The 20,737-nt window shown below is 60.3% G+C and carries 19 protein-coding genes; 4 read left to right on the plus strand and 15 right to left on the minus strand.

Going from position 1 to position 20,737, the window contains the following annotated elements; all coding sequences use genetic code 11:
- Positions 1-161: 161 nt before the first annotated feature.
- Positions 162-812, plus strand: a complete 651-nt coding sequence (alkB, locus tag BBF93_RS10745) for a DNA oxidative demethylase AlkB (RefSeq protein ID WP_114107060.1) — start codon at positions 162-164, stop codon at positions 810-812.
- A gap of 382 nt (positions 813-1,194) precedes the next feature.
- Here alkB and BBF93_RS10755 read toward each other — a convergent pair whose 3' ends face one another.
- Positions 1,195-2,427: an NAD(P)/FAD-dependent oxidoreductase gene (locus BBF93_RS10755; RefSeq protein WP_114105889.1), complete on the minus strand. Its 1,233-nt coding sequence runs from the start codon at positions 2,425-2,427 to the stop codon at positions 1,195-1,197.
- A 17-nt stretch (positions 2,428-2,444) separates the two neighbouring features.
- Between BBF93_RS10755 and BBF93_RS10760 the strand changes: the two genes are divergently transcribed.
- Positions 2,445-3,800: a CaiB/BaiF CoA-transferase family protein gene (locus BBF93_RS10760; RefSeq protein WP_233349091.1), complete on the plus strand. Its 1,356-nt coding sequence runs from the start codon at positions 2,445-2,447 to the stop codon at positions 3,798-3,800.
- Here BBF93_RS10760 and BBF93_RS10765 read toward each other — a convergent pair.
- The 3 genes from BBF93_RS10765 to BBF93_RS10775 form a co-directional block, all read right to left on the minus strand.
- Positions 3,739-4,620 carry an alpha/beta fold hydrolase gene (locus tag BBF93_RS10765; RefSeq protein WP_114105890.1) on the minus strand — a complete coding sequence of 294 codons (882 nt, stop codon included), beginning with the start codon at positions 4,618-4,620 and terminating at the stop codon, positions 3,739-3,741. The two genes, BBF93_RS10760 and BBF93_RS10765, sit on opposite strands and share 62 nt — an antisense overlap.
- Positions 4,613-5,401 (minus strand): enoyl-CoA hydratase/isomerase family protein, encoded by a 789-nt coding sequence (locus BBF93_RS10770; protein ID WP_114105891.1) that lies wholly within the window; start codon positions 5,399-5,401, stop codon positions 4,613-4,615. Before BBF93_RS10770 ends, BBF93_RS10765 begins: the two co-directional genes overlap by 8 nt.
- A gap of 62 nt (positions 5,402-5,463) precedes the next feature.
- Entirely contained in the window at positions 5,464-7,884 is a 2,421-nt protein-coding gene (locus tag BBF93_RS10775) for a TonB-dependent receptor (RefSeq protein WP_233349092.1), read from the minus strand.
- 508 nt (positions 7,885-8,392) lie between these two features.
- On the opposite strand from BBF93_RS10775, the gene BBF93_RS10780 reads away from it, so the two are divergent.
- Positions 8,393-9,016: a TetR/AcrR family transcriptional regulator gene (locus BBF93_RS10780; protein WP_114105893.1), complete on the plus strand. Its 624-nt coding sequence runs from the start codon at positions 8,393-8,395 to the stop codon at positions 9,014-9,016.
- Here BBF93_RS10780 and BBF93_RS10785 read toward each other — a convergent pair whose 3' ends face one another.
- From BBF93_RS10785 to BBF93_RS10805, 5 genes are all read right to left on the minus strand, one after another.
- Positions 9,017-10,450, minus strand: a complete 1,434-nt coding sequence (locus BBF93_RS10785) for an aldehyde dehydrogenase family protein (protein WP_114107062.1) — start codon at positions 10,448-10,450, stop codon at positions 9,017-9,019. It lies immediately after the preceding gene.
- Between the two features lie 32 nt (positions 10,451-10,482).
- Complete coding sequence (locus BBF93_RS10790; RefSeq protein WP_114105894.1) at positions 10,483-11,652, minus strand: transporter; 1,170 nt, start codon at positions 11,650-11,652, stop codon at positions 10,483-10,485.
- On the minus strand, positions 11,649-12,062 hold the full coding sequence (locus BBF93_RS10795) for a Zn-ribbon domain-containing OB-fold protein (protein WP_114105895.1): 414 nt from the start codon (positions 12,060-12,062) through the stop codon (positions 11,649-11,651). The genes BBF93_RS10790 and BBF93_RS10795 overlap by 4 nt, the downstream gene beginning before the upstream one ends.
- Positions 12,063-12,066: 4 nt before the next feature.
- Positions 12,067-13,275 carry a cytochrome P450 gene (locus tag BBF93_RS10800; RefSeq protein WP_114105896.1) on the minus strand — a complete coding sequence of 403 codons (1,209 nt, stop codon included), beginning with the start codon at positions 13,273-13,275 and terminating at the stop codon, positions 12,067-12,069.
- 91 nt (positions 13,276-13,366) lie between these two features.
- Positions 13,367-13,687 carry a 2Fe-2S iron-sulfur cluster-binding protein gene (locus BBF93_RS10805; RefSeq protein WP_114105897.1) on the minus strand — a complete coding sequence of 107 codons (321 nt, stop codon included), beginning with the start codon at positions 13,685-13,687 and terminating at the stop codon, positions 13,367-13,369.
- 112 nt (positions 13,688-13,799) lie between these two features.
- Here BBF93_RS10805 and BBF93_RS10810 point away from each other — a divergent pair, with 112 nt between their 5' ends.
- The gene (locus tag BBF93_RS10810; RefSeq protein ID WP_114105898.1) at positions 13,800-15,398 is read left to right on the plus strand and encodes a GMC family oxidoreductase; all 1,599 of its coding nucleotides are present in this window, start codon (positions 13,800-13,802) and stop codon (positions 15,396-15,398) included.
- Positions 15,399-15,421: 23 nt separating this feature from the next.
- Here the strand turns inward: BBF93_RS10810 and BBF93_RS10815 are convergent, their stop codons facing one another.
- The 6 genes from BBF93_RS10815 to fliL all read right to left on the minus strand — a co-directional run bounded on the left by BBF93_RS10815 (position 15,422) and on the right by fliL (position 20,680).
- Positions 15,422-16,624, minus strand: a complete 1,203-nt coding sequence (locus BBF93_RS10815; RefSeq protein ID WP_114105899.1) for an aromatic ring-hydroxylating dioxygenase subunit alpha — start codon at positions 16,622-16,624, stop codon at positions 15,422-15,424.
- A 115-nt stretch (positions 16,625-16,739) separates the two neighbouring features.
- A complete protein-coding gene (locus BBF93_RS10820; protein WP_114105900.1) occupies positions 16,740-17,960 on the minus strand; it encodes an acyl-CoA dehydrogenase family protein in 1,221 nt (406 codons plus the stop codon).
- Positions 17,957-18,880 carry an oxygenase MpaB family protein gene (locus BBF93_RS10825; protein WP_035600113.1) on the minus strand — a complete coding sequence of 308 codons (924 nt, stop codon included), beginning with the start codon at positions 18,878-18,880 and terminating at the stop codon, positions 17,957-17,959. Before BBF93_RS10825 ends, BBF93_RS10820 begins: the two co-directional genes overlap by 4 nt.
- A gap of 149 nt (positions 18,881-19,029) precedes the next feature.
- Positions 19,030-19,653 carry a MotE family protein gene (locus tag BBF93_RS10830; protein WP_114105901.1) on the minus strand — a complete coding sequence of 208 codons (624 nt, stop codon included), beginning with the start codon at positions 19,651-19,653 and terminating at the stop codon, positions 19,030-19,032.
- An 18-nt stretch (positions 19,654-19,671) separates the two neighbouring features.
- Positions 19,672-20,160, minus strand: coding sequence for a hypothetical protein (locus BBF93_RS10835; RefSeq protein ID WP_114105902.1), 489 nt, complete (start codon positions 20,158-20,160; stop codon positions 19,672-19,674).
- 4 nt (positions 20,161-20,164) lie between these two features.
- Entirely contained in the window at positions 20,165-20,680 is a 516-nt protein-coding gene (fliL, locus tag BBF93_RS10840; protein ID WP_035600116.1) for a flagellar basal body-associated protein FliL, read from the minus strand.
- Positions 20,681-20,737: the final 57 nt, after the last annotated feature.

Raw genomic sequence — 20,737 nt, forward strand, 5'->3', positions numbered from 1 at the left:
CTGATCAGCAGGTGGCCCAGGGCCGCCTGCTGAACTTTTTTTGCTGCCTTGTCCTGGAAGTTGAGGCGGGAGAAACGCTGTACAAATATTGCCCTCTGCTGGGCCGCTGGCGTGCTATAGGCCTCTCCTGCATCCTTCGGCTCACCAGGGAGACAAAGATGATGACAGACCTGTTCGGAGGAGAGGAACCTAACCAGACGACGCGCGAGGAAATGGCTGAGGGAGCAGTCATTCTGCGCGGCTTCGCACGGCATCTCGAGGAAGATCTGCTCGCCGCGGTCCGGGAAGTTGCCCAACTATCACCCTTCCGCAGGATGATCACGCCAGGCGGCCACGTGATGTCCGTCGCGATGACGAATTGCGGTCAGGCGGGCTGGGTGACTAATCGCCAGGGCTATCGCTATGATGCAATTGACCCGGAAACCGGAAAACCATGGCCTCCGATGCCCGGCAGTTTCATCGCGCTTGCGGTCTCAGCCGCGGCCGAGGCGGGATATTGTAAGTTCCGCCCCGATGCATGCCTCATCAACCGCTATGAGCCTGGCGCAAGGCTGTCGCTTCATCAGGACAGGAACGAGCGCGACTTAGCCAATCCCATTGTCTCTGTGTCCCTCGGGCTACCCACAATTTTCCAGTTCGGGGGATTGAAGCGCGCCGACCCAATCAAGAAATATGCACTCCGCCATGGCGATGTCGCCGTTTGGGGCGGCCCCTCGCGCCTCTGCTATCACGGTGTCCCGATCCTGAAAGACGGCGAACATCCGAAGGTCGGGCGGGCAAGACTAAATCTGACCTTCCGCCGAGCCCTCTAAGGCAAGGCTACACGCGGTACAGATGAAATGTGAGAACCCTTGAAATACTTTCCCAGAAAAGTGGCGGAGAGGAAGAGCTTCTCCGCCAACGGGCGACCCATGTAATGCATTGTTTTTATTCGATATAACTCGCCCATTGAGTAGCGGTTTGTGTAGCAAAATGTGCAGCAGTTTTTAAGTTTATGGACAAGCTGTGCCAGAAACGGGGCAGCGCCGCGCTCCGTATATCGAATGTCTCCGGCTTGGTCGGAGAAAAGCTGCAAGAAAGGTAACACCAACCTCATGTTGGACCTCGAAGCCTGGTCAAGCAAAGTCATGCTCCCGGACAGTTTCTGAAACTCTTGCGCTGTATTCGGATTATATCGGACGAGGGCGCCCTCCTTCAGGCCGCTGCAGTTGCGGCAATGTCTTTCATTGGGATGGTGGTGTCGCTGAGTATTTCAGGCGCAATCTTTGCGCCTGTCATGATGAGTTTCTTCGATGCTAGGAACTCCGGCGGGCTGTTGACCGCGTCAACCGCAATGAGGGTACCATTGCGCAGATAGAAGGCGGCAAACTTGCGGCTCTCCGGAGCGCCGCGCAGGATGATGGTGTCATAATCCGTGCTGAGGCCGGCGATCTGAAGTTTGAGGTCATACTGGTCCGACCAGAACCAGGGGCAGTCCTCCGCCGGCCTCGGCAGGCCGAGGATGGCGGCAGCCACCAGCTTGCCCTGTTCGATGGCGTTGTGGACGCTCTCAAGGCGCCCAGTGCGGCCATAATGAACCAGCGGGCGGCTGGCACAGTCACCGGCCGCGAACACGTGCGGATCAGAGGTGCGGCCATCCCGGTCTGTCAGGATGCCGTTGGCGCAGGCAATACCGGCGTCTTTTGCCAGTTCCTCATTGGGCAGGATGCCGATGCCGGCGAGGACGATATCTGCCGGCAGGCGGGTGCCATCGGCCAGCACGGCGGCGCTGACATGGCCGTCGGTGCCGTCGAGATGCGAAAGGGCCGTGCTGGTCAGGATCTTCACGCCTTTGGCGGTGTGCTCATGGGCGTAGAAGTCGCTCATCACCGGGCTGGTGACGCGGGCGAGCACACGGGGCGCCATTTCCAGAACAGTGACATCCAGGCCCATGGTGCAGGCCACGGCGGCCGCTTCGAGGCCGATATAGCCCGCGCCGATGATCACCATGCGGCGGCCGGAGACCATCTGCGGGCGGATGCGCTCGACGTCAGACAGGGTGCGCAGGTCGTGCACCCCCGCGAGATCGGCCCCCTGGCAGGGCAGTTTGCGTGGGCGGGAACCGGCGGCGATAATCAGCGCGTCATAATCCAGCACACCGCCATGCTCGATATGCAGCTGGCGGGCGGCGCGGTCGATCCGGGTGGCGTGCGCCCCGAGAATGACCTCGATATTGTTGTCCTGATACCAGGCGGCGGGTTTGAAATAGAGCCGCTCCTCATCCATTTCGCCCTTCATATAGGCCTTGGAGAGCGGGGGACGCTGATAGGGCAGCGCGGTTTCTTCACCGACAATGGTAAGGGCGCCTGTATAGCCACCCTGGCGCAAAGACTGGACAGCCTGCGCAGCCGCCTGCCCGGCGCCGGCAATCACGATACGTCGCAGCATGGCGCCGCCCTCCTTTTTTGCGTTTGATAGGCATTGCCGAAACAGCCAGGCCAATTTATCTAACGTTATTAGTTTATTTGGAGACCGGCACAATCCCTCGCAGCACGAGCGAACGCGCCCGCCGTCCCCCTGGAGGAAGCGAGCGCACACCGGGCACATTGAAGGAGAAGATCAAGATGACAGGACAGCCCATGCTCGAAGGGGTCAGGATCATAGACATGACCAGCGTCGTATTTGGTCCGTATACCACCCAGATACTGGCGGAGCTTGGTGCGGACATTATCAAAGTTGAATCCCCTGAGGGCGACAGTTTTCGTCTCTCGGGGAAACCTGCCCAGACCAAAGGGATGAGCCCGGGCCATCTCAACCTCAACAAGGGCAAACGCTCGATCATCCTCGACCTGAAATCTGCGGAAGATCAGGCCGTGATGAACACGCTCATCGCAGGCGCTGACATTTTCATCCACAATGTGCGCCTTGAAGCGATCGAGCGGCTCGGCTTCGGACCCGAATCAGTCCGTGCAAATTATCCAGGGCTCATTTACGTTCACTGTGTCGGATTCGGCTCCGGCGGCCCCTATTCAGGGCTTCAGGCCTATGATGACGTGATCCAGGCGGCCAGCGGGGCAGCGACCCTTGCCGGGCGCGTCGACGGAACCGGAAAGGCGCGCTACCTGCCCTCCCTCATCGCCGACAAGGTAGCGGGGCTGACAGGGGCGCAGGCTGTTCTGGCTGCCTACATTCATAAGCTTCGGACCGGGAACGGGCAATTTGTTGAGGTCCCGATGTTCGAAGCCTTTACGCAATTCATGTTGCTGGAACATCTCTCAGGCCTGACCTTCGATCCCCCCAATGCTCCCGAATGCTATTTCCGGCAGATCGATCCGGACCGGCAACCTTTTCCGACTGCTGACGGCGCCATTTCCATTGTGCCGTATACAGTCCAGTCCTGGCCGGTAGTGTTTGAAGTGCTGGGCGATCCCGGTTTTCTGGAGCAGCCTGACCTTAACACACCTGCGCTTCAATTCCGCAACCAGGCCCGCCTCTACCAGCGCACAGCGGAGATTACTCCCTCAAAGTCCACCGCCGAATGGGTCCGTCTGTTCAAGAATGCCCGCATACCCTGCATGCCGGTCCGGGATATGGCAGATATCCTTGAAGATCCGCATCTCCTGGAAACAGGCTTTTTCTCGCGCGACATCCATCCCAGCGAAGGCGCATACTTTCGCATGCGCAGACCGGTGACCTACAGCGCTTATCCGGGACAGGAACTCCGGGCCGCCCCACAGCTGGGCGAGCACAGTGAAGAAATCAGGCGGGAGGCCGGCCAGGACCGCCAACAGGTGGCACGTGCCGTTTCAGAAACCGGATGACAGCCTCATTGAACATGTCGTTGCGGTCTCCGGCGACCATGTGCCCCGCCGAAGCAATTTCCAGAACCTCCAGACCCGGCACTGCGCGCCGGAATGTCTCGGCGGTATCGGCTGTCACGACATCACTTCTCAGACCACGGACCAGCATCAGCGGAACATCCCTCGCCTTGGAAAGCGCCGCCATTGTGGCCCCCATTGCGGCGCGCTCCTCCTCCAGGTCCACCATCACAACGCCAGGATCCCAGTGCCAGTACCAGCGCTCATCTCCCCCGAGCCGCAGGTTCTTCATCAGCCCGCTTGCATCCTCAGGCCTCGGCCGCTCCGGCAGATAGGCGGCGACGGCGTCAGCTACCTCCCCCAGAGTGTCATATCCGCCGAGTCCGCTGCGCATGAATGCCTGAACCCTCGCTATGCCCTCCCGGTTTGCATTGGGCGCAATATCGACCAGCACCAGCGCGGCCGGACGATAGCCCTCGGCAAGTCCCTGCATTGCGGCCCCGCCGCCCATTGAGGCCCCGACAATGGCAACGGGTTTTCTCAGCGCGGCGCAGACCAGCGACATATCGGACCAGCGCTGGCGGAGCGGATACTTGTTGTTCCTCGCCCAGTCGCTCTCACCGTGGCCGCGGGCGTCATAGGATATCACCCTGTAACCGGCTCCGGAGAGCGCCGCCTGAGCCCCGGCCCAGGCGTGCCGCGTCTGGCCTCCTCCATGCGCGAGCACCACGCCGGGGCCATCCTCCGGTCCGCAGATGTCGGCGGCGAGTTTCAGTCCGTCTGATGTTCGGACAGTGATCCTCTCCAGCGGCAGATCACTCATACCTTGGCGGCCTCTTCTCCAGGAATGCGCGCATCCCCTCAGTGAAGTTCGGATCGCCCGCTGTCAGCATCTGGTTGCGGTCTTCAATCGCCATAACTGCCTCAAGCCCGGCAGCATCGACGGAAAGATTAAGTCCATCCTTGGTCAGGCGGAGCCCCAGCGGTGTGGCTCGCAGCATGTCTTCGGCAAATGCGTCAGACTCCGCAGCCAGCTGATCGATCGGAACAACGCGGTTAGCGAGCCCGATTTCGAAGGCCCGCCGCGCGTCCATAAACCGTCCGGTAAGCAGATATTCGCTGGCCAGGGACTGACCGATCATTCTCGGTAGAAAATAGGAAACGCCCATGTCACAGGCACTGAGCCCGATCCGGATGAAAGCGGCGTTCATGCGCGCATTTTCCGCCAGAACACGGATATCGGATGCGAGGGCGAGCGCAAAGCCGCCGCCACTGGCCGGCCCCTGAACCTCACAGATCACAGGTTGTGGGCACCGGCGCATCGCAACATAGACCTCCGCCAGGGCGCGCTGGCTGTCCAGCCTGTCGGACACCGACACCCGCTCATCTGAGCCGGCGCCGGCTTCTTTCAGATCAAGCCCGGCGCAGAATACCCGGCCGGCTGCCCTGAGAATGACAACCCGGACGGTCCGGTCCCGGTACAGATCCTGAAAGACCGTTCTCAACCTGTCTACAAGGTCTCTGTTGAGCGCGTTCAGACTCTCCGGACGATTGAGTTCAACGACCAGAACATCTTCGCGCCGGAATGTGTTCAGACAGCCCATCGGCGCTCCTGACCAAAAAAAACGGGCGCCCGCCACTGGGCGGGCACCCGAGGAACGGGAGCTTAGAAGCGAACGGCGAGTTCCAGATAGATCTCGCGCGGGTTCTCGACGAACGCAGACATGTCTGCTGTCACCCCGGTAGTCGTACCTGTGCCAATTCCGCCCGAGAACGGAATATCGTTCGCGCTGGTCACGACAAACTCTTCGGTCAGATTTCGGCCGATCAAAGACAGTTCCCAGCGATTGTCGCGGCCCATCAGACGCGCAGCGGCGTCAATCCGGGTGAAGGAGTCCTGCACGGCATCCGGGCGCAGCGTATCAGTGAAGTTATACTTGCCGGTATAGCTGGCGTCGGCTGAAACAGATGCCGTGAGATCCCCGAATACCGGAAACTCATAGCTGGCCCCCAGACGTCCGGCAGTTTCTGGCGCTTTGGGAGGACGGCGCCCGCTGTAATCCTGCGATTGGAAAACGCCGCCGACATTCACCTGGTTGCACCCCTGTGCCACCGTCTGGCCACCATAGCATTGCCCGATATAGTTCTGATATTTGGCGTCATTGTACGCAAAGGCGCCGCGCACGCTCAGGCCGCTCAGCTCCCGGGGCACCCAGTTGAAATCAATCTCGATGCCCTTGGTTTCCAGCTCACCGGCATTGTCTGCGATCAGACTGACGGAGACCGGGTCAAACACCTGCACCTGCAGGTTCTCATACGTGTAGTCATACACCGTCGCATTCAGCGTCAGGCTGTCATTGAACAGGAGCGACCGCACCCCTGCCTCAAAGCCCTTTGCGGTCTCACTGTCATACTGACCCGCCTCAACGGTAGCCAGCGGCGTCAGCGCCTGGGAAATATTATAGCCGCCGGTTTTGAAGCCTTCCTTATACGCACCATACACCGAGACATTGGCGCTCGGCTTCCAGCGCAGGGTCGCCTGAGGGGAAATGTTCTCATCCTTGAAAGAGTCTTCGAGGCTGATATTACCCGGAAAGGCAGCGGCAAAGGCAATGTGGGCGGGCAGCGACCGTTGATAGGAATCGCGCTCCTCCTGGCTCCAGCGGGCCCCGCCGGAAAACTCCCACTGATCGCTAATATCAAAGGTACCTTCAACGAAGAAGGAGAGCGCGTCGCCTTCAAAGCCGTTGTCCCGTTTGAAGGTTACATAGGTCCCGTTGAGCGGGTCGAAGGGAACCGGGAAGATGTAGGCGTCGGTATTGAAGGTGAATTCGGAATTGGCAAAGAACGCCCCGAACATGAAGTTCAGCGGGCTGTCATACCGTGTCTGGAACCGCAGCTCCTGGGAGAACTGGCTGAAATCTGCCAGCTGCGAGAAGCTGGCCGGATAGGCTTCGCCCGACACATTGTTGAGGTCTGTCTGCTCAAACTGATAGAATGAGGTGATGGACGACACCCCCAGCTTGTCAAAATCGAGGTTCCCCGTCAGCACGGCGAAGGAGGAGTCAAATTTCGCGTACATAGCCCCGTCGCGGGCATAGCGGTAATTCGCAGAGGCGACTTCAGGGGGCAGACGGGAAGAGTCCGAGCGTCCATCAATCCGGCAATCTGCATTCGGGCTGGGCGGCACGCCATTGGCCGAGGCCGGCGTGGTACGTCCGCTGCCGCAGATCCGTTCCAGGACGTCGGTCGGGCCGCCATCCTCCACCTTCGTGATGCCCGCCTTGAACTCAAGGTCAAACATGTCATTGGGCTCATAGGCAAGCGTCAGCCTGCCGCTGGCCGTCTCACCGCCACCCCGGCGGCTGGCCACAGGGCTCCGCGTCATGCCAAGAGGATCGGTGTAGCTTGCGGCCGCCGTATTGGTAAAGGCGCCGTCAGACTCCGACAGCCGGACGGCCAGCCGCGCGCGCAGCGAATCCGTCAGCGGCCCGGAGATGATGCCTTCGCCGTAGATTTCCCTCGCTTCAAAGCCGTAACCCGTTTTGGCGGACGCTTCGAATTCATCCGTTGGAGATTTCGTCACTACACTGATCAGTCCGCCGGTCGTGTTCTTGCCATAGAACAATGCCTGAGGGCCTTTAAGCACTTCAACCCGTTCAATATCGTACTGGGCCAGCGAAATCTCGCGTCCCCGACTCATCGGCATACCGTCAATGATGAAGGACACAGACTGGTCAAAACCCGCGCTCAGCGCGGTGGAGCCGACCCCGCGCAGGAATATGCTTGCCGAAGAGCCAGAGGCGGCTTTGCCGGCAACCATCGTCGGCACCAGCGTGGACAGATCCTGGAAGCGGGTCACGGCATAATCTTCAAGCCCCTCGCCAGAGAAAGCGGTAATCGCCACAGGTGCGTCCTGCAGGCTCTCCTCGCGCCGGCGGGCCGTGACGGTAACGATCCCCAGGCGCCTCAGCCGTTCAGCGTCTTCTTCGGCCGCAGGTGCCGCGCCGGCAGCTGCAGCAGCATCGGCCTGAACCTGACCGTCGGCTTCCTGAGCCAGCGCCGGCAGGGCGGCGGCGAGCGCCACGAACGCTGCAGCTCCCAGAAGGGACCTGTGAAATCTGAACCCCGGCGCAGCCGACCGCTGCGCGCAATTTGACTCTGATGATTGAAGAGACATGCTTTCCTCCCGAAACTCTGCTCAGGCTTTTTGCCTAACAGTATTAGTTATTTGGAGCTTACTTCGCGATATCCGCGCACGTCAACAAAATCCATAAATCAGCATGTTATTCCATTTTTCTCATATAATCCGCAGTTTTATTCCAATCTAAAGGCTCCGATATGCATTTATAGAGGATACAATGAATTTTATTGGAATCAGTTTCCCTCTAACCATGAGCCCGAAAAGTTGCAAAAATGCCTCACTTAGTGGATTTTACCTATTGAAATTAGTTCTAAAGCTTTTTCGGACTTTCTGCAGTGACGGGTTGCCAAAAAGGCGCTCAGTCTTGACGAAGCAGGAACTGGCAACGCCAAAGTACCACCATCTGGTATCAGGCAAAAAGTTTGGCGGGAAATGATGCGGGAGACAGAAGTTGGGCAGACCTGAAAAACCCCTGATATCCAGGGAACGCGCCGCGCGGGCAGCGCTGGATGTTATTGATGTTCAGGGTCTGAATGCGCTCAGTCTCGAACTTGTCGCCCGAAAGATCGGCGTGCGCGCGCCCTCTCTCTACCACCATTTCAAGGACAAGTCTGAACTGCTTTCTGAAGTGGCGCTATGCATCCTGAGGGATATCCAGGCGCCCTTCGTGGATCCGGAGCGATGGGAAGACACGCTGATTGGCCTCTGTGTCGCGGCGCGGCGGACGATCCTGCTCCACCCCAATGCCGCACCGCTCCTTCTTGAATTCTTTCCGCGTCGCATATTCCTTGAAGCCTACGATTACTGGACCTCTTTCTGTCCCTACCCGGCGGAATACCAGCTTCAGATCATCGAGGGATCAGAGAAAATTACCTTCGGATCTGCTCTCTTCGCCGCGGCCTCGCGTTCACGCGGAATTCCGGCCATGCCGGACTTTTCGGCAGCCGACCTTCCCCATCTCGCCGGCGCCGTCAGGGCAAATCAGCATGATGAAGAAGGTCTCTTTATTGAAACACTCCGAACTTTCTTCGCCGGGGTTGCCGTCGTCGCCGAGAGAGACGCAAAGGCTGGCTGATCAGACGACAGAAGCGGTATCTTTTGGAATATAGATCGCCTTGGGCTGGGTGAACTCCATCAGTCCGTAGACGCCGTTTTCCACGCCGATGCCAGATTGTTTGTGACCGGCAAGCGGGGTGAGCGGCGTGGACTGGAGATTCTGGTTGATCCAGACTGTGCCGGTGTCAAGACGGGCGGCGATCCTGGCGGCCTGCTCAATATCCGCCGACCAGACTGCGCCAGCGAGGCCATATTCGGTGTCATTGGCGCGGGCGATCACCTCATCCACTGAGTGGAAGCGCAGGAGCGGCAGGACGGGCCCGAAGGCTTCTTCCTGTACGACACGGGAACTCTCAGGAGGATTGTCGACCAGGGTGAGCGGAATGAAATAGCCGTTCCCGGACGGAATGGTGCCCTGATGGAGCGTGAGCCCTTCGGCCCTGGCTTCTTCAATCATCGCGTTGACGCGGTTGTACTGGGGAAGGTTCTGGACTGGGCCGAAGAGAATGCCCTGCTGGCTGCCATCACCGACCGGCGCATTTTCGATCAGTGTTACCAGATGGTCCCGCACCCGGTCGTAAATATCGTCATGCACATAGAGCCGCTTGGTGGCGACGCAGACTTGCGCGGAGTTGAAGAATGCGCCCATGAAAAGTTGCTCGGAGACTTTGGCGGGGTCCACATCGGGCAGGACGATGGCAGCGTCATTGCCGCCCAGTTCCAGGGTGACGCGTTTGAGATCGCGCGATGCAGCTTCCATCACGCGCCTACCTGTGGCGGTGGAGCCGGTGAAAGTGATCTTGGCGAAGCCCTTATGAGCCGACATCATCGGGCCCAGTTCGTCTCCGCCGGAAAGGATGTTCAGGACGCCTTTCGGGAAAACATCTTTCAGGAGTTCACCAATCCTCAAAGTACAGAGCGGTGTGAAGGGCGAGGGCTTGAGGACGATGGTGTTGCCCGCAAGGATCGCCGGCGCGATCTTCCAGGCCGCGAGCAGTACCGGAAAATTCCAGGGTACGATCCCGCAAACGACGCCGAGGGGCACATGGTGGACTTCAATACGGCGGGTTTGCGTGTCCTCGGTGATATCCACCGGCAGGTCCAGCGCTGCGGTGGCGTGGAACCATTGGCCTGCGCCCTGAACTTCCTGGAGGGCGAGCGGCAGGGGGCGGCCCTGCTCCCGCGTGAAGATCGCGGCGAGTTCATCGGCATGGGTGAGGATGATGTCGCCTGCCTGGCGCAGAAGCGCCTTGCGATGGCCGATGTCTGTCAGCTTCCAGCTGCTGAAAGCCCGCGCGGCGGCGTTGACGGCCCGGTCCAGATCCTGCGCGGAGGCCCGGGGATAGGTGGCAAATGCCTGGCCGGTCGCCGGATTGACGACATCCAAGCTTTCCGCTCCTGCGGTGAGGGCGCCATCAATCAGTAGGCTGTATTGTTTTGTATCCACCGTCATGTCGATGCCTCCTGCCGTGTTATGCTTGATCTTCAAACTGTCTCTGCCGTCCCGAATATGGCGGAGGAAACAATGGGCGCGCCTGGCCCGCCAGCAAGCAGGCATGTACGCGCGCCGGGAACCGGATTTGCCGACTCGCCGCGCAGCTGGCGCACTGCCTCAATGGGCATGCCGATGCCATGAATGAAACCCTGAGCGAGGTTGCCCCCGGCGGTGTTCACCGGCAGCTTTCCACCCGGCGCGATGAGATTTTCAAACCGGCAGAATTCACCCACCGATTCGTAACTGCAGAAGCCATGATCGATCAGGGAAGCAACGCCCTGGGCGCTGAAATTCTCGTAGACCTGGGCCACATCAATGTCTGCCGGGGTGAGGCCGGTCTGGCGCCAGAGCTGGCGCGCGACGGACCGGAAGCCGCCTGTGGAATACTGATCATCGGCGTCGTTTTCCAGAAGGTCCCCCCAGCCGGCGGCGGCGCCCTGGGCGACCCCAAGAATATGAACGGGGGGCTTGCGAAGATCCCTCGCCTCTTCCGCACTGACAATCAACAGCGCGCCGGCGCCATCATTTTCCCTGGAGCAGTCAAGCAAGCGGAACGGCTCGCTGATCCACCGGGCGGACCGGTAGGCCTCCAGGTCAAAGTCTTTGCCATAAGCCACCGCTTCGGGGTTGCGCGCGCCATGGTAGTAGGCGGCTTCAACGAAAGCTTCGACGGCCGATACGGGCACGCCATGATGTTCAAACATACGCTGGGCACGGATGGCGCAGACCTGGGCGGGGGCGACGAGCCCTGCGGCCATCATATGGCCGTTGAGGTGATGCGCCATAACCGCGGCAGACAGCCGGCCGCTGTTATCCTGCACAAGCGCGCGGAAGACGATGACGGCTTTTGCCTGCCCGGTTGCGATGGCGCCGACTGCCTGCCCGATCGCCCCGGCAATGCCGCCGCCCCCACCGCCGAAGACCTGGCTGGACCAGGTCAGTTCCCGCGTGCCGAGATCACTCATCAGCCGGACAGGCTCATTGCGATCGTCGCCATAGGAGACGAAGCCGTCGATCTGTGCCGGGTCGAAGCCGGCATCTTCACAGGCATCGATGATGGCACGGATGAGCACGCCGCGCTCCGGCAGCGGAGACGCGCCCCGCCGATACTGGCGCACGCCCACACCAGCGACAGCCGCAATCCCGGCGATCGGTTTCATGTGGTTCTCCAATGAATCGCGGGCACGGAGCGGCCCGCATAGACGGTGGTTGCAAATGTGCCGGTGACCGGCGCGCCGATTTTTACCGGGCCGGCAAGCTCCTCGACCAGGCCCATCAGCCTTGCTCCGCCTGCCGCCTCAAGCGCCACGACGCCAATGACAAATGGCAGCTGCAGGCTTTCAAGCCCGCCGAAGGGGTGCCAGTTGCGCGTCCAGCTGTAGATCTGCCCCGCAGGTTCTACCTGTTGCCATTCGTGATCCCATGATCCGCAGTCGGCACACCGCCAGACCGCCGGCCAGTGCCAGCGGCCACAGCTGCTGCATCTGGGCAGCATTAACCGCCCGTCTGCCAGTCCATCCCAGTAGGGGCCGTCGGCCCCGGTGGACCAGATTTCGCCTGCGCTACTCATGGGATCAGACCGGCCACTGGATGGGCAGGTTCTCAATCGCAATGACCGTCCCGACGCGGGAGTGGTGGCGCAAGCCGGGCTTGAGCGAAAATTCCGGTATGCGCTTGATCCACTCTTCCGTCAGGATACGGATTTCCATGCGGGCGAGATTGTGCCCCAGACACAAGTGTGGGCCCGAAGAGAAAGTAAGGTGCGTCAAGGCCTGCCGGTCGATGTCAAAGTCTGCGGAATTTTCAAACCGCCGGTCATCACGGCTGCCAAGCGGCAGGACGCAGAGCACCATATCGCCTTGCTTGAACTTCACCCCGAAGCGCTCGCAATCCTTTACCACGATGCGCGGCGTGTTGATGACCCCGAAACTCCGGACCCCCTCTTCGACAAAACGCGGAATAAGAGACGGATCGGATGCCAGACGTGCCTGCAGGCCGCTGTCCTGGGCCAGATGACGGTAGGTGTAGGAGGCAACATTGGTGACCGTATCCATGCCGCCGAGGAACATGACGAACAACATGGATTGCAGCTCGCCCAGCGTGATGGGCCGGCCATCGACCTGGAATTCGATCATCTTCGAGATCAGATCGTCAGCCGGCTCTTTCCGGCGAAGCTCTACCAATTCGGTCATCAGGCCGATGATACGTTCGCCCAGAGCCCCGATCTCCTCATTCGTGCGCGCCTTGAAATATTCATCCGCCAGCGCACGGAAATCCCTCAGCCGGTCAAGCGGCATACCCATCAGTTCCATAAAGACGGAGACAGGAAACCGGGCAGCAATATCATGCACGAAGTCGCACTCGCCGCGGGCCAGAACTTCCTCGATGAATTCGACCGCGAAGGCCCGGAGCTTGGGCTCCATCGCGCCAACCGCCTTGGGCGAAAAATGCGGCATCAGTGCCTGGCGATAAGGCAGGCTTGCGGGTGGATCGAGGCTGAGCGGAATGAATACAGGCGGGCTTTCGATCCGGGGGATCTGCATTTCGCGCACCGAGAAATGCTCATAGTCCTTCACGATCTCGAAGATGTGCTCATACCGCGTCACCATCCAGTGGCCGCCATTCAGGGGGGAATAGAAAATATCGGGCGCGTCCCGGTGCAGCGACTGGTAGGAGGCCTGCACATCCTCCGTCAGCCGCGGATCACCGTAAATGTTGAATTCGAAAACAAGCTCTTCAGGCACATGGCCCGGAACAGCCGGGGGTCTGAGATTGTCAGCCATGTCGTGAATTCCTCCGCTATCAGGCGTCTTTGCGCCGAATTTCAAGTTATCTAACATCATTAGTTTTCAGTGAAAAGCCCGCATGCGCCTATCACGACTGAGACGGTGGCACTTCAATGCGGGCGCCTTCCAGCGCAGAGGAAACCTTGATCTGGCAGGTCAGACGCGAGTCCGCCCGGATATGGACGCCGAAATCCAGGATTTCGCGCTCATCAGGCTGCGGCGCAGCGATGTACTCATTCCAGGGCGTGAGAACCCATGCATGGCAGGTTCCGCAGGACATCGCGCCCCCACAGGCCGCTTCTATGCCCTCGATCTGATGGCGTACAGCAGCCTGCATCAGGGTTTCGCCATCCTGTGCCTCAACCTGCCGGATGTGCCCCGATGGAGTAACAAATTCGATACGCACCATGCCCGCCAGCCTCCTCCCCGTCTCGACGACTCTTGCGCCACAACCTAAACCTATGCCTAATAGGTTTTCAATAGCGCAAACCGGAAATCCGGTACGGGGAGGTGAAAACGTCATGCAAGAATTTGATTATGTCATCGTGGGAGCGGGCGCTGCAGGCTGTGTGCTTGCCTACCGCCTGTCGGAAGACCCGTCTGTCCAGGTCGCGCTTCTCGAGGCCGGGCCCCGGGACGTGCATCCCTTCATTCACATGCCCAAGGGGCTTGCCAAGGTCATGGCCGATCCTGCGCATGTATGGGCCTACACCAGCAAGCCGGAAGCGGCGAATGCTCAGACCCCGGAGGTATGGGTTCGGGGACGCGTGCTCGGTGGATCCTCGTCCATCAATGGCATGATGTATGTTCGTGGCCAGCCTGCCGATTTTGACGCGATCGCCGAATCGACCAGTGGAGACTGGAGCTGGGAGCATATAGGTCCTGCCTACCGCGCCCTCGAGAATCATGAACTGGGCCCCGATGAAACGCGCGGCGACAGCGGCCCGCTGAACGTGACCATGCCCGACACGAAGGACGCACTGACGGACGCATTTGTGGAAGCCGGCCAGTCACTCGGCTGGCGCTACAAGCCGGACACCAATTCGCCCGAAGATATCGAGGGCATCGGGTATGCTCCGCGGACCGTCTATAAGGGGCGACGGGTGAGCGCAGCGACGGCTTTCCTCAATCCGATACGCCACAGAACAAACCTCACAATTCTGACAGACTGCGCTGTAGACAGGCTCACGTTTCAGGAGAACCGGGTCACAGGCGTTGAGGTCATCGCTTCTGGCAAGGCGCAGACCGTCACGGCACGCAGAGATGTCATCCTGTGTGCCGGGGCGATGGCTTCCCCCGGCATTCTTGAGCGCTCGGGTGTCGGCGCCCGCGACCGTCTGGAGCAGCTGGGCGTAGTTATCCGGTTTGAGAACCCGAATGTCGGCGAAAATCTGATTGAGCATCGGGGGCTGATCATGCAGTGGAAGCTCAACCGGGACATTTCCCACAACCGGAAATATCATGGCTGGCGCGTTCTGCTCAGCGGGCTGCAGTATTATCTGACACGCAAGGGCCCCTTATCCGCCGCCGCCTATGAACAGGTCGCCTGGTTCAAGTCGCGCCCCGGTCTCAACCGGCCGGACGTGCAGTTCCTGCTGGCCCCTTTCAGTTTCGATTTTGCCAAAAACCGGCAGGATGTCGAACGGTTTCCGGGCATGCACCTTGTGACCTATCCGCTCCGGCCGACTTCGCGAGGTTCCGTCCATATCACCAGTTCCGATCCGAATGCACTGCCGGAACTTGTCACAAATTATCGTGATACGGAGGAAGACCGCCAGTCCATGGTCGGCGCGGTGCGGATGGCCCGACGCATGGCTGAGCAGCCTGCCTTAAAGGCTATTATAGACTCCGAGACCATGCCGGGACCGGACTATGATACGGATGAAAAGATCCTTGAAGCATATGACAGGTTCGGCACCTGTGGTTATCACGCTGTGGGAAGTTGCCGGATGGGCCGGGATCCTGCAACCAGCGTCATCGATCCGTCTCTGCGGGTGCACGGCCTTCAGGGCATCCGGATCATGGACACATCCGCCCTGCCCGCCATTCCCTCGGGAAACACAAACGGCCCGGTCATGGCGATGGCATGGCGGGCTGCGGACATCATCCTGAGGGGATAACCCTCAGGATGATCCGCCCGGGCTTACAGGAAGCGTTCGAGAATATCGTAATAGAGCGGGATGGTTTCTTCGAGGCCACAATAAACCACGTCACTGATCGCGCCGGAAGAAAGGCCCGTATGCGAGATTTCTGCCGCACGGAAGTCTTCGTTCCCGAACACGTTCAGGATCATCTCGTAAGATCTCCGATAGACATCTTCGGCCTTTTCGTTATCGGCCTTCCCACGTGTCAGCATCATATAATCCACGATCGTCCGGTCAGGTCCGCGCGGTATGATGATCATTACACTGATATAGTAAGGGCTGGTTACGATGACGGTGTTTGGGAACACAAGATAGGCGTGAGTCACCGATTTGTGGATATTTTCACCTTCTGTATCAAGGCATTCAGGGGTGAAGTTTACCTTCCCGGAAATCTGCCGAATGTTCAGCCCAAGGACATCTGTCACATTAGGAACATCGGCAAACATTGGTCCGACCGAACGCGCGTGGAGGCGCTGAACGTGATAGCCTTCGAGGAAGGGTTCCTGCACCAGCTTCCAGTTGGCAGCGAGGTCAAAGGTCTTCTGGCCATAGACATGCATGTGCGGCAGATCGAACGCTTCCATATCGGCCGCCAGCAGATCATCCATGCCGCGGAAATCCGGCTCCGCATTCCGGTCCAGCATCACCCAGACGATACCGCCAGCCTCCCGGCAGGCGAGCTCGGCGAGCCCCCTATCCTTCTTGTCAAAGTTCGCGATGGTTTCTTCGCGCGGCACGGCCACCAGCCGCCCGTCCAGCCCGAAGGTCCAGGCATGGTAGGGACAGGTCAGCTTCTTCGTCAGATGCGTTTCACAGTCCTCGACGAGCTTTGAACCCTTGTGCGTACACGCATTGAGGAAGGCGCGAACCTTTCCTTCGGTATCCCGGCTGATCAGCAGCGGGACACCATAGCCGTCATGGGCGATCACGCTGCCATTGCGCGGCAGGCGCGCGGAAACCGTCACAGGAACCGCAAACTTCCGGAACACATTTTTCTGCTCCAGTTCAAACCGGGCCTGATCCAGAAAGATCGATGCCGGGCGGCGCGCATCGATTGCGCGCGGTTTTGCCTGATCATGGCCCGGTATCTGCCGGATGGCCCGGATCTGGTCCGGACTGAGGTCGTTGAGCGTCTGGATCCGATTAAGAGCAGGCGCAGCGGCAACCGGCACGGCCGGAATGGATTTGTCGATCAGGTTCATGGAAGTCCTACCCCTCTGATGCGGCGCTGTTCGGCGTCCTCTTATTACCTAATGTTATTAGTTTATGGATCCTGCCTGGAAAGTCAATTGATAAGACGTCGCTTCCAGCCCGCACCTAGAGCCCGAGTTGAGCTTTGGCGAGGATGCCGCGCTGGATTTCATTGGAGCCGGCATAGATGGAGCCGGCCCGGTCATTGAGGTACTTGGCCGAGACAGTGACGGCACTTTCCGGGCCCACAACCGGGACATTTTCGGACACATCCGGACAATTCGGGACAAGAACCGGACCGCCGGGGCACGTATGCTGCGGCTGGAAGGGCGCGACGTAGTCCCCGGCCAGCTCGATGGCGAGTTCGGTGAGATGCTGGCTGAGCTCGGTGCCGCGGATCTTCATCATCGAAGCCTTGAGGCCCGGCGCGCCGCCCCCGGCCAGCTCTGACATCTGCTGAAGCTCGGCCGCTTCCAGCGCGAGGATTTCTGCCTCGGCCAGCGACAGCTTGCGGGCAAAGCCGGGCTCCAGCAGCCCCTCTTCCGCCGCTGCGGCGCGCAGCGTCCGGACGCGGGCGAGGAGGCGGGGTCCGTAGGAGGAGCCGCCCCGTTCGAACTCCAGCAGGTACTTGGCGACCGTCCAGCCATGGTTCACCTGGCCGACGACATTGGCTTTTGGCACGCGGACATCGGAAAAGAAGACCGCGTTCTGGATATGCTCGCCCGAGAGCATCAGGATCGGGTCAACGCGCACGCCGGGGGCATCCATGTCGATCAGCAGGAAGGTGATGCCCTGCTGCAGCTTGCCGGAACTGTCCGTCCGTACCAGGCAGAACATCTTGTTGGCTTCGTGGGCGTGGGTGGTCCAGATCTTGGAGCCATTGCAGATGAAATCCTCGCCATCCGGGATCGCCGACATGGTGAGGGCGGCAAGGTCCGAGCCGGCATGGGGCTCTGAATAGCCCTGGCACCAGAAGTCTTCGCCCGAAAGGATGCGCGGCAGGTAAAAATCCTTCTGCGCCTTCGAGCCATGGCCGATCAGGGCGGGGCCACACATGCCGATGCCCATGGGCGAGAGCGGCGGGGCGCCGGCGCGGGCCATTTCCACGTCAAAGATGTAGCGCTGGGCGGGCGTCCAGTCCGTGCCGCCATGCGCCACCGGCCAGGAGGGTGCCGCCCAGCCCTGTTTGACCAGGATTGCCTGCCATTCCAGCGCCACTTCCTTGGTCGCATACACACTCGTCATCCGCCGGGCATAGGCGCGCAGTTCAGGGGTGAGATGATCGGCAAGGAAATCCCGCACCTGATCACGGAAGGCTTCTTCTTCGGGGGTGAAGGACAGGTTCATGCGGCGGCCTCCTTGGCCGTTGCGGGGATGCCGGCTGCCTCGATAAGGCGGCGACGTTCGGGTGCGGATTTCCAGACAAAACTGCGGGGCAGGCCGAGACGCTCTGCCGCCTGCGCGGCGGGGCCATTGAGATCCGGCGTGCGTTCGGCGATGGCGGCCATGCCTTTCACGGTGAGCCGTCCGAGAGCTGAAAGATCATACTCCTTGCCGAGCTGCAGTTTCTGGCGGACGGGGCGGGGCAGGATATCGACAGCGGCATGCACCAGCGCGCTCTGCAGGCCTTTGGGTGCGCCGGGCGCGGCGCGTCCCGATTTCATGATATCCAGAAATTCGGTGTTGATCGGGTGGGGCTCGAACCGGGGCAGGAGATGGGCCATCATGCAATTGAAATGCTCCACCGAGCGCAGCGGATGCTGGACGCCGTAGAGGCGGGCCACCGCTTCGCCTTCGGCGAAGAAGCGGTTCATCTCGTCATCTGTCAGCGTTCGGACAAAGCGATGATAGGCGATCAGGAAGCCATAGGCGGCGGTGGCGCTTACCCAATCAAGCAGTTCGGGATCAAGGGCGCGGTAGGCCTCGCCCGACGGCGTTTCGCCGCTGACGCGGGCGTGCATGTTGGTGACGCCCTGAATGACGCGCCGGGCCGCGCTGGCCGGGCCATAAGTGCCGACCATGGCGGCAATGCCGGTGCGTTTGGAGCGGCCGATAGGGTCTGTCTTGAAGACCGAATGATCCCACACGCCGGAACGGATGCGGGCGTCGGCAAATTCCAGCAGCACGGCGCAAACGCCGCCAATGGCGAGCGCCACGGGATTCTTGAAGACCTGCCATGTAACCGAATCCGGCGGGATCAGGGCCGGCTCACCTAGCGGAGTGGTATAGTCCACCTTCCAGCCGAGATAGGATTTTGGATCGCTCATCGTCTCCTCCCCAGGAGTTTGTGACAGGCATATCGCAGGGCAGGGCGTCCCAAAAGAGACGACGCTGCGTCAGCAGGCATCCTAGGGGCGACCGGCTGGGGGAAAACCTGTTACAAATGATAGGCTGCCGGGCCCGTCTTTCCGGCGTCTCAGTTGGCCGCCAGTGCCATGTTGCGGACGTCATCATTCATTGTGGCAAGCTTCACGCTGACAAGATAGGCTTTCTCAGATTCCATATTGGCGAGGATCAGGCCGGCCTGATCAGACGCCATCAGGCGCAGGAAACCGGCAGCGAAGCCCGGGTCCATCTGGTTGAAGATCTGCGCCGCCTGATCGGGCTTCATCGCGCTGTACATGCGGGCGAGGTGGTCGATGTCCTTGTCGGAGCTGACCTGCATTTCCTGCCACCGGGCCTCGAGGGTTTCCTGCAGAACCTTCAGTTCAGCGGTCTGTTGCTGCAGCTGGTTTTCCCAGGTTTGTAGCTCCAGCTGCTGCTTCCTGATTTCTTCGCGTTCGGATTCGAACAGCCATTGATCCTCTTCAAGAAGCGAGGCGGATTCAGAAGAAAAGCAGACCTGAGTGAGGTTGCCTGAGCTGGCGGCAGCTGGTTGCGGGGCGGGCGCCGCTTTCGGCACCGACGGAGTGGCAGCTGCATTTGCGCCCGTAGCGGGCGCCTGCTCTGCGAAAGCGAGTGCATCAGGCAGGAAGCGGGTGGCGCCTCCGATTGTGAAGAGGACACCGAGAGTGAGCAGGACGTTCGAGCGGTTGTGCATGGGCATAACTCTTTTCGATCAGGCCGATTTAGCTCGGGGAGGCGGGGCGGTGATGTCGGCTTCGCCCGCCTCACTCATGGCGCGCATCTGGCGCATCAGGGTGGTCATTTCGACGATACGGGCGCGGGACTGGTCGAGCACATCGCGCATCAGCACGTTAAGCTCGGTCTGGGCGGCATGAACCTGGTTGGTCACATGGGTCTGCGACCGCTCCATCGTCATGATCGTGTCTTCCAGACGTTTGCACATCTTCTCGCCATCATTGATCAGATGCGCGAGGCGGGTGGCCATGCTTTCGACCCGGGTGCGGGTGTCATGAGTGGCCTGGGACATTGCAGAGACCGAGTTCGTCATCGCCGTGATGGTGGCCCCGAGCCCATCCTTGGTGTCCTGCAGCGCCCGCAGGCGCTTGGAGAGGACAAAACAGTATACGCAGGCCGCGAAGGACACGAGGAAGATCGCGACGTCCGTGGGCTGAATGCTGTTGATGATGCTCTGGATGTCCATGGCGCTACCTCAGCAGAAACTCTGTGATCAGCACACCGCTGGAGGCTGCACTGCCGACCACCAGTTCGGAGCGGCGTGCAAGCTGTTCCCGCAGGTGAGGGTAAAAGCCGGGATCTTCCAGATCCGACAGCTCTATCGAGCGGAGATAGTTGTTGAACGCATCGATCAGCATCGGCTCGGCCTGCTTGACCTTGGCGGCGCTGTCCTTGCCGGTGACGATGGTAACGTTGAGTTTCAGGTACCGGGTGGCGGGCGCGCTGCCGATGGTGATGAGGATTTCCTTCATCTCCACATAGACCTGATCCTGTGCCAGCGGCTTGATAGCCGGCGCAGTCGCGCCCTCCGCTGCCGGAGGGCAGGGGGCCGCAGGCGGAGGAGCAGGCGGAGTCAGGAAGTAGAACAGGGCGAATGAGCTGGCCAGAGAGGCGGCCGCAACAATCGCCAGCCCGGCGATACCGCCGCCGGACTTCTTCCCGGATTCTGTCTGCCCCGATTCATTCGTGTCGGGTTTCTTAGCCATCTAGCGCCCATGTTATCTTGTCAGGCAGGTTCCTAATGACTGATCCGGGGTAAAGAT

This window comes from Hyphomonas sp. CACIAM 19H1 (genome assembly GCF_003325995.1).
GTDB lineage: Bacteria > Pseudomonadota > Alphaproteobacteria > Caulobacterales > Hyphomonadaceae > Hyphomonas > Hyphomonas polymorpha.

Bases quoted from the DNA above. Each gene is read 5' to 3' on its own strand.
- alkB (WP_114107060.1), top strand. From the start codon at position 162: ATGACAGACCTGTTCGGAGGAGAGGAACCTAACCAGACGACGCGCGAG.
- BBF93_RS10755 (WP_114105889.1), bottom strand. From the start codon at position 2,427: ATGCTGCGACGTATCGTGATTGCCGGCGCCGGGCAGGCGGCTGCGCAG.
- BBF93_RS10765 (WP_114105890.1), bottom strand. From the start codon at position 4,620: ATGAGTGATCTGCCGCTGGAGAGGATCACTGTCCGAACATCAGACGGA.
- BBF93_RS10770 (WP_114105891.1), bottom strand. From the start codon at position 5,401: ATGGGCTGTCTGAACACATTCCGGCGCGAAGATGTTCTGGTCGTTGAA.
- BBF93_RS10785 (WP_114107062.1), bottom strand. From the start codon at position 10,450: ATGACGGTGGATACAAAACAATACAGCCTACTGATTGATGGCGCCCTC.
- BBF93_RS10790 (WP_114105894.1), bottom strand. From the start codon at position 11,652: ATGAAACCGATCGCCGGGATTGCGGCTGTCGCTGGTGTGGGCGTGCGC.
- BBF93_RS10795 (WP_114105895.1), bottom strand. From the start codon at position 12,062: ATGAGTAGCGCAGGCGAAATCTGGTCCACCGGGGCCGACGGCCCCTAC.
- BBF93_RS10800 (WP_114105896.1), bottom strand. From the start codon at position 13,275: ATGGCTGACAATCTCAGACCCCCGGCTGTTCCGGGCCATGTGCCTGAA.
- BBF93_RS10805 (WP_114105897.1), bottom strand. From the start codon at position 13,687: ATGGTGCGTATCGAATTTGTTACTCCATCGGGGCACATCCGGCAGGTT.
- BBF93_RS10810 (WP_114105898.1), top strand. From the start codon at position 13,800: ATGCAAGAATTTGATTATGTCATCGTGGGAGCGGGCGCTGCAGGCTGT.
- BBF93_RS10815 (WP_114105899.1), bottom strand. From the start codon at position 16,624: ATGAACCTGATCGACAAATCCATTCCGGCCGTGCCGGTTGCCGCTGCG.
- BBF93_RS10820 (WP_114105900.1), bottom strand. From the start codon at position 17,960: ATGAACCTGTCCTTCACCCCCGAAGAAGAAGCCTTCCGTGATCAGGTG.
- BBF93_RS10825 (WP_035600113.1), bottom strand. From the start codon at position 18,880: ATGAGCGATCCAAAATCCTATCTCGGCTGGAAGGTGGACTATACCACT.
- BBF93_RS10830 (WP_114105901.1), bottom strand. From the start codon at position 19,653: ATGCACAACCGCTCGAACGTCCTGCTCACTCTCGGTGTCCTCTTCACA.
- BBF93_RS10835 (WP_114105902.1), bottom strand. From the start codon at position 20,160: ATGGACATCCAGAGCATCATCAACAGCATTCAGCCCACGGACGTCGCG.
- fliL (WP_035600116.1), bottom strand. From the start codon at position 20,680: ATGGCTAAGAAACCCGACACGAATGAATCGGGGCAGACAGAATCCGGG.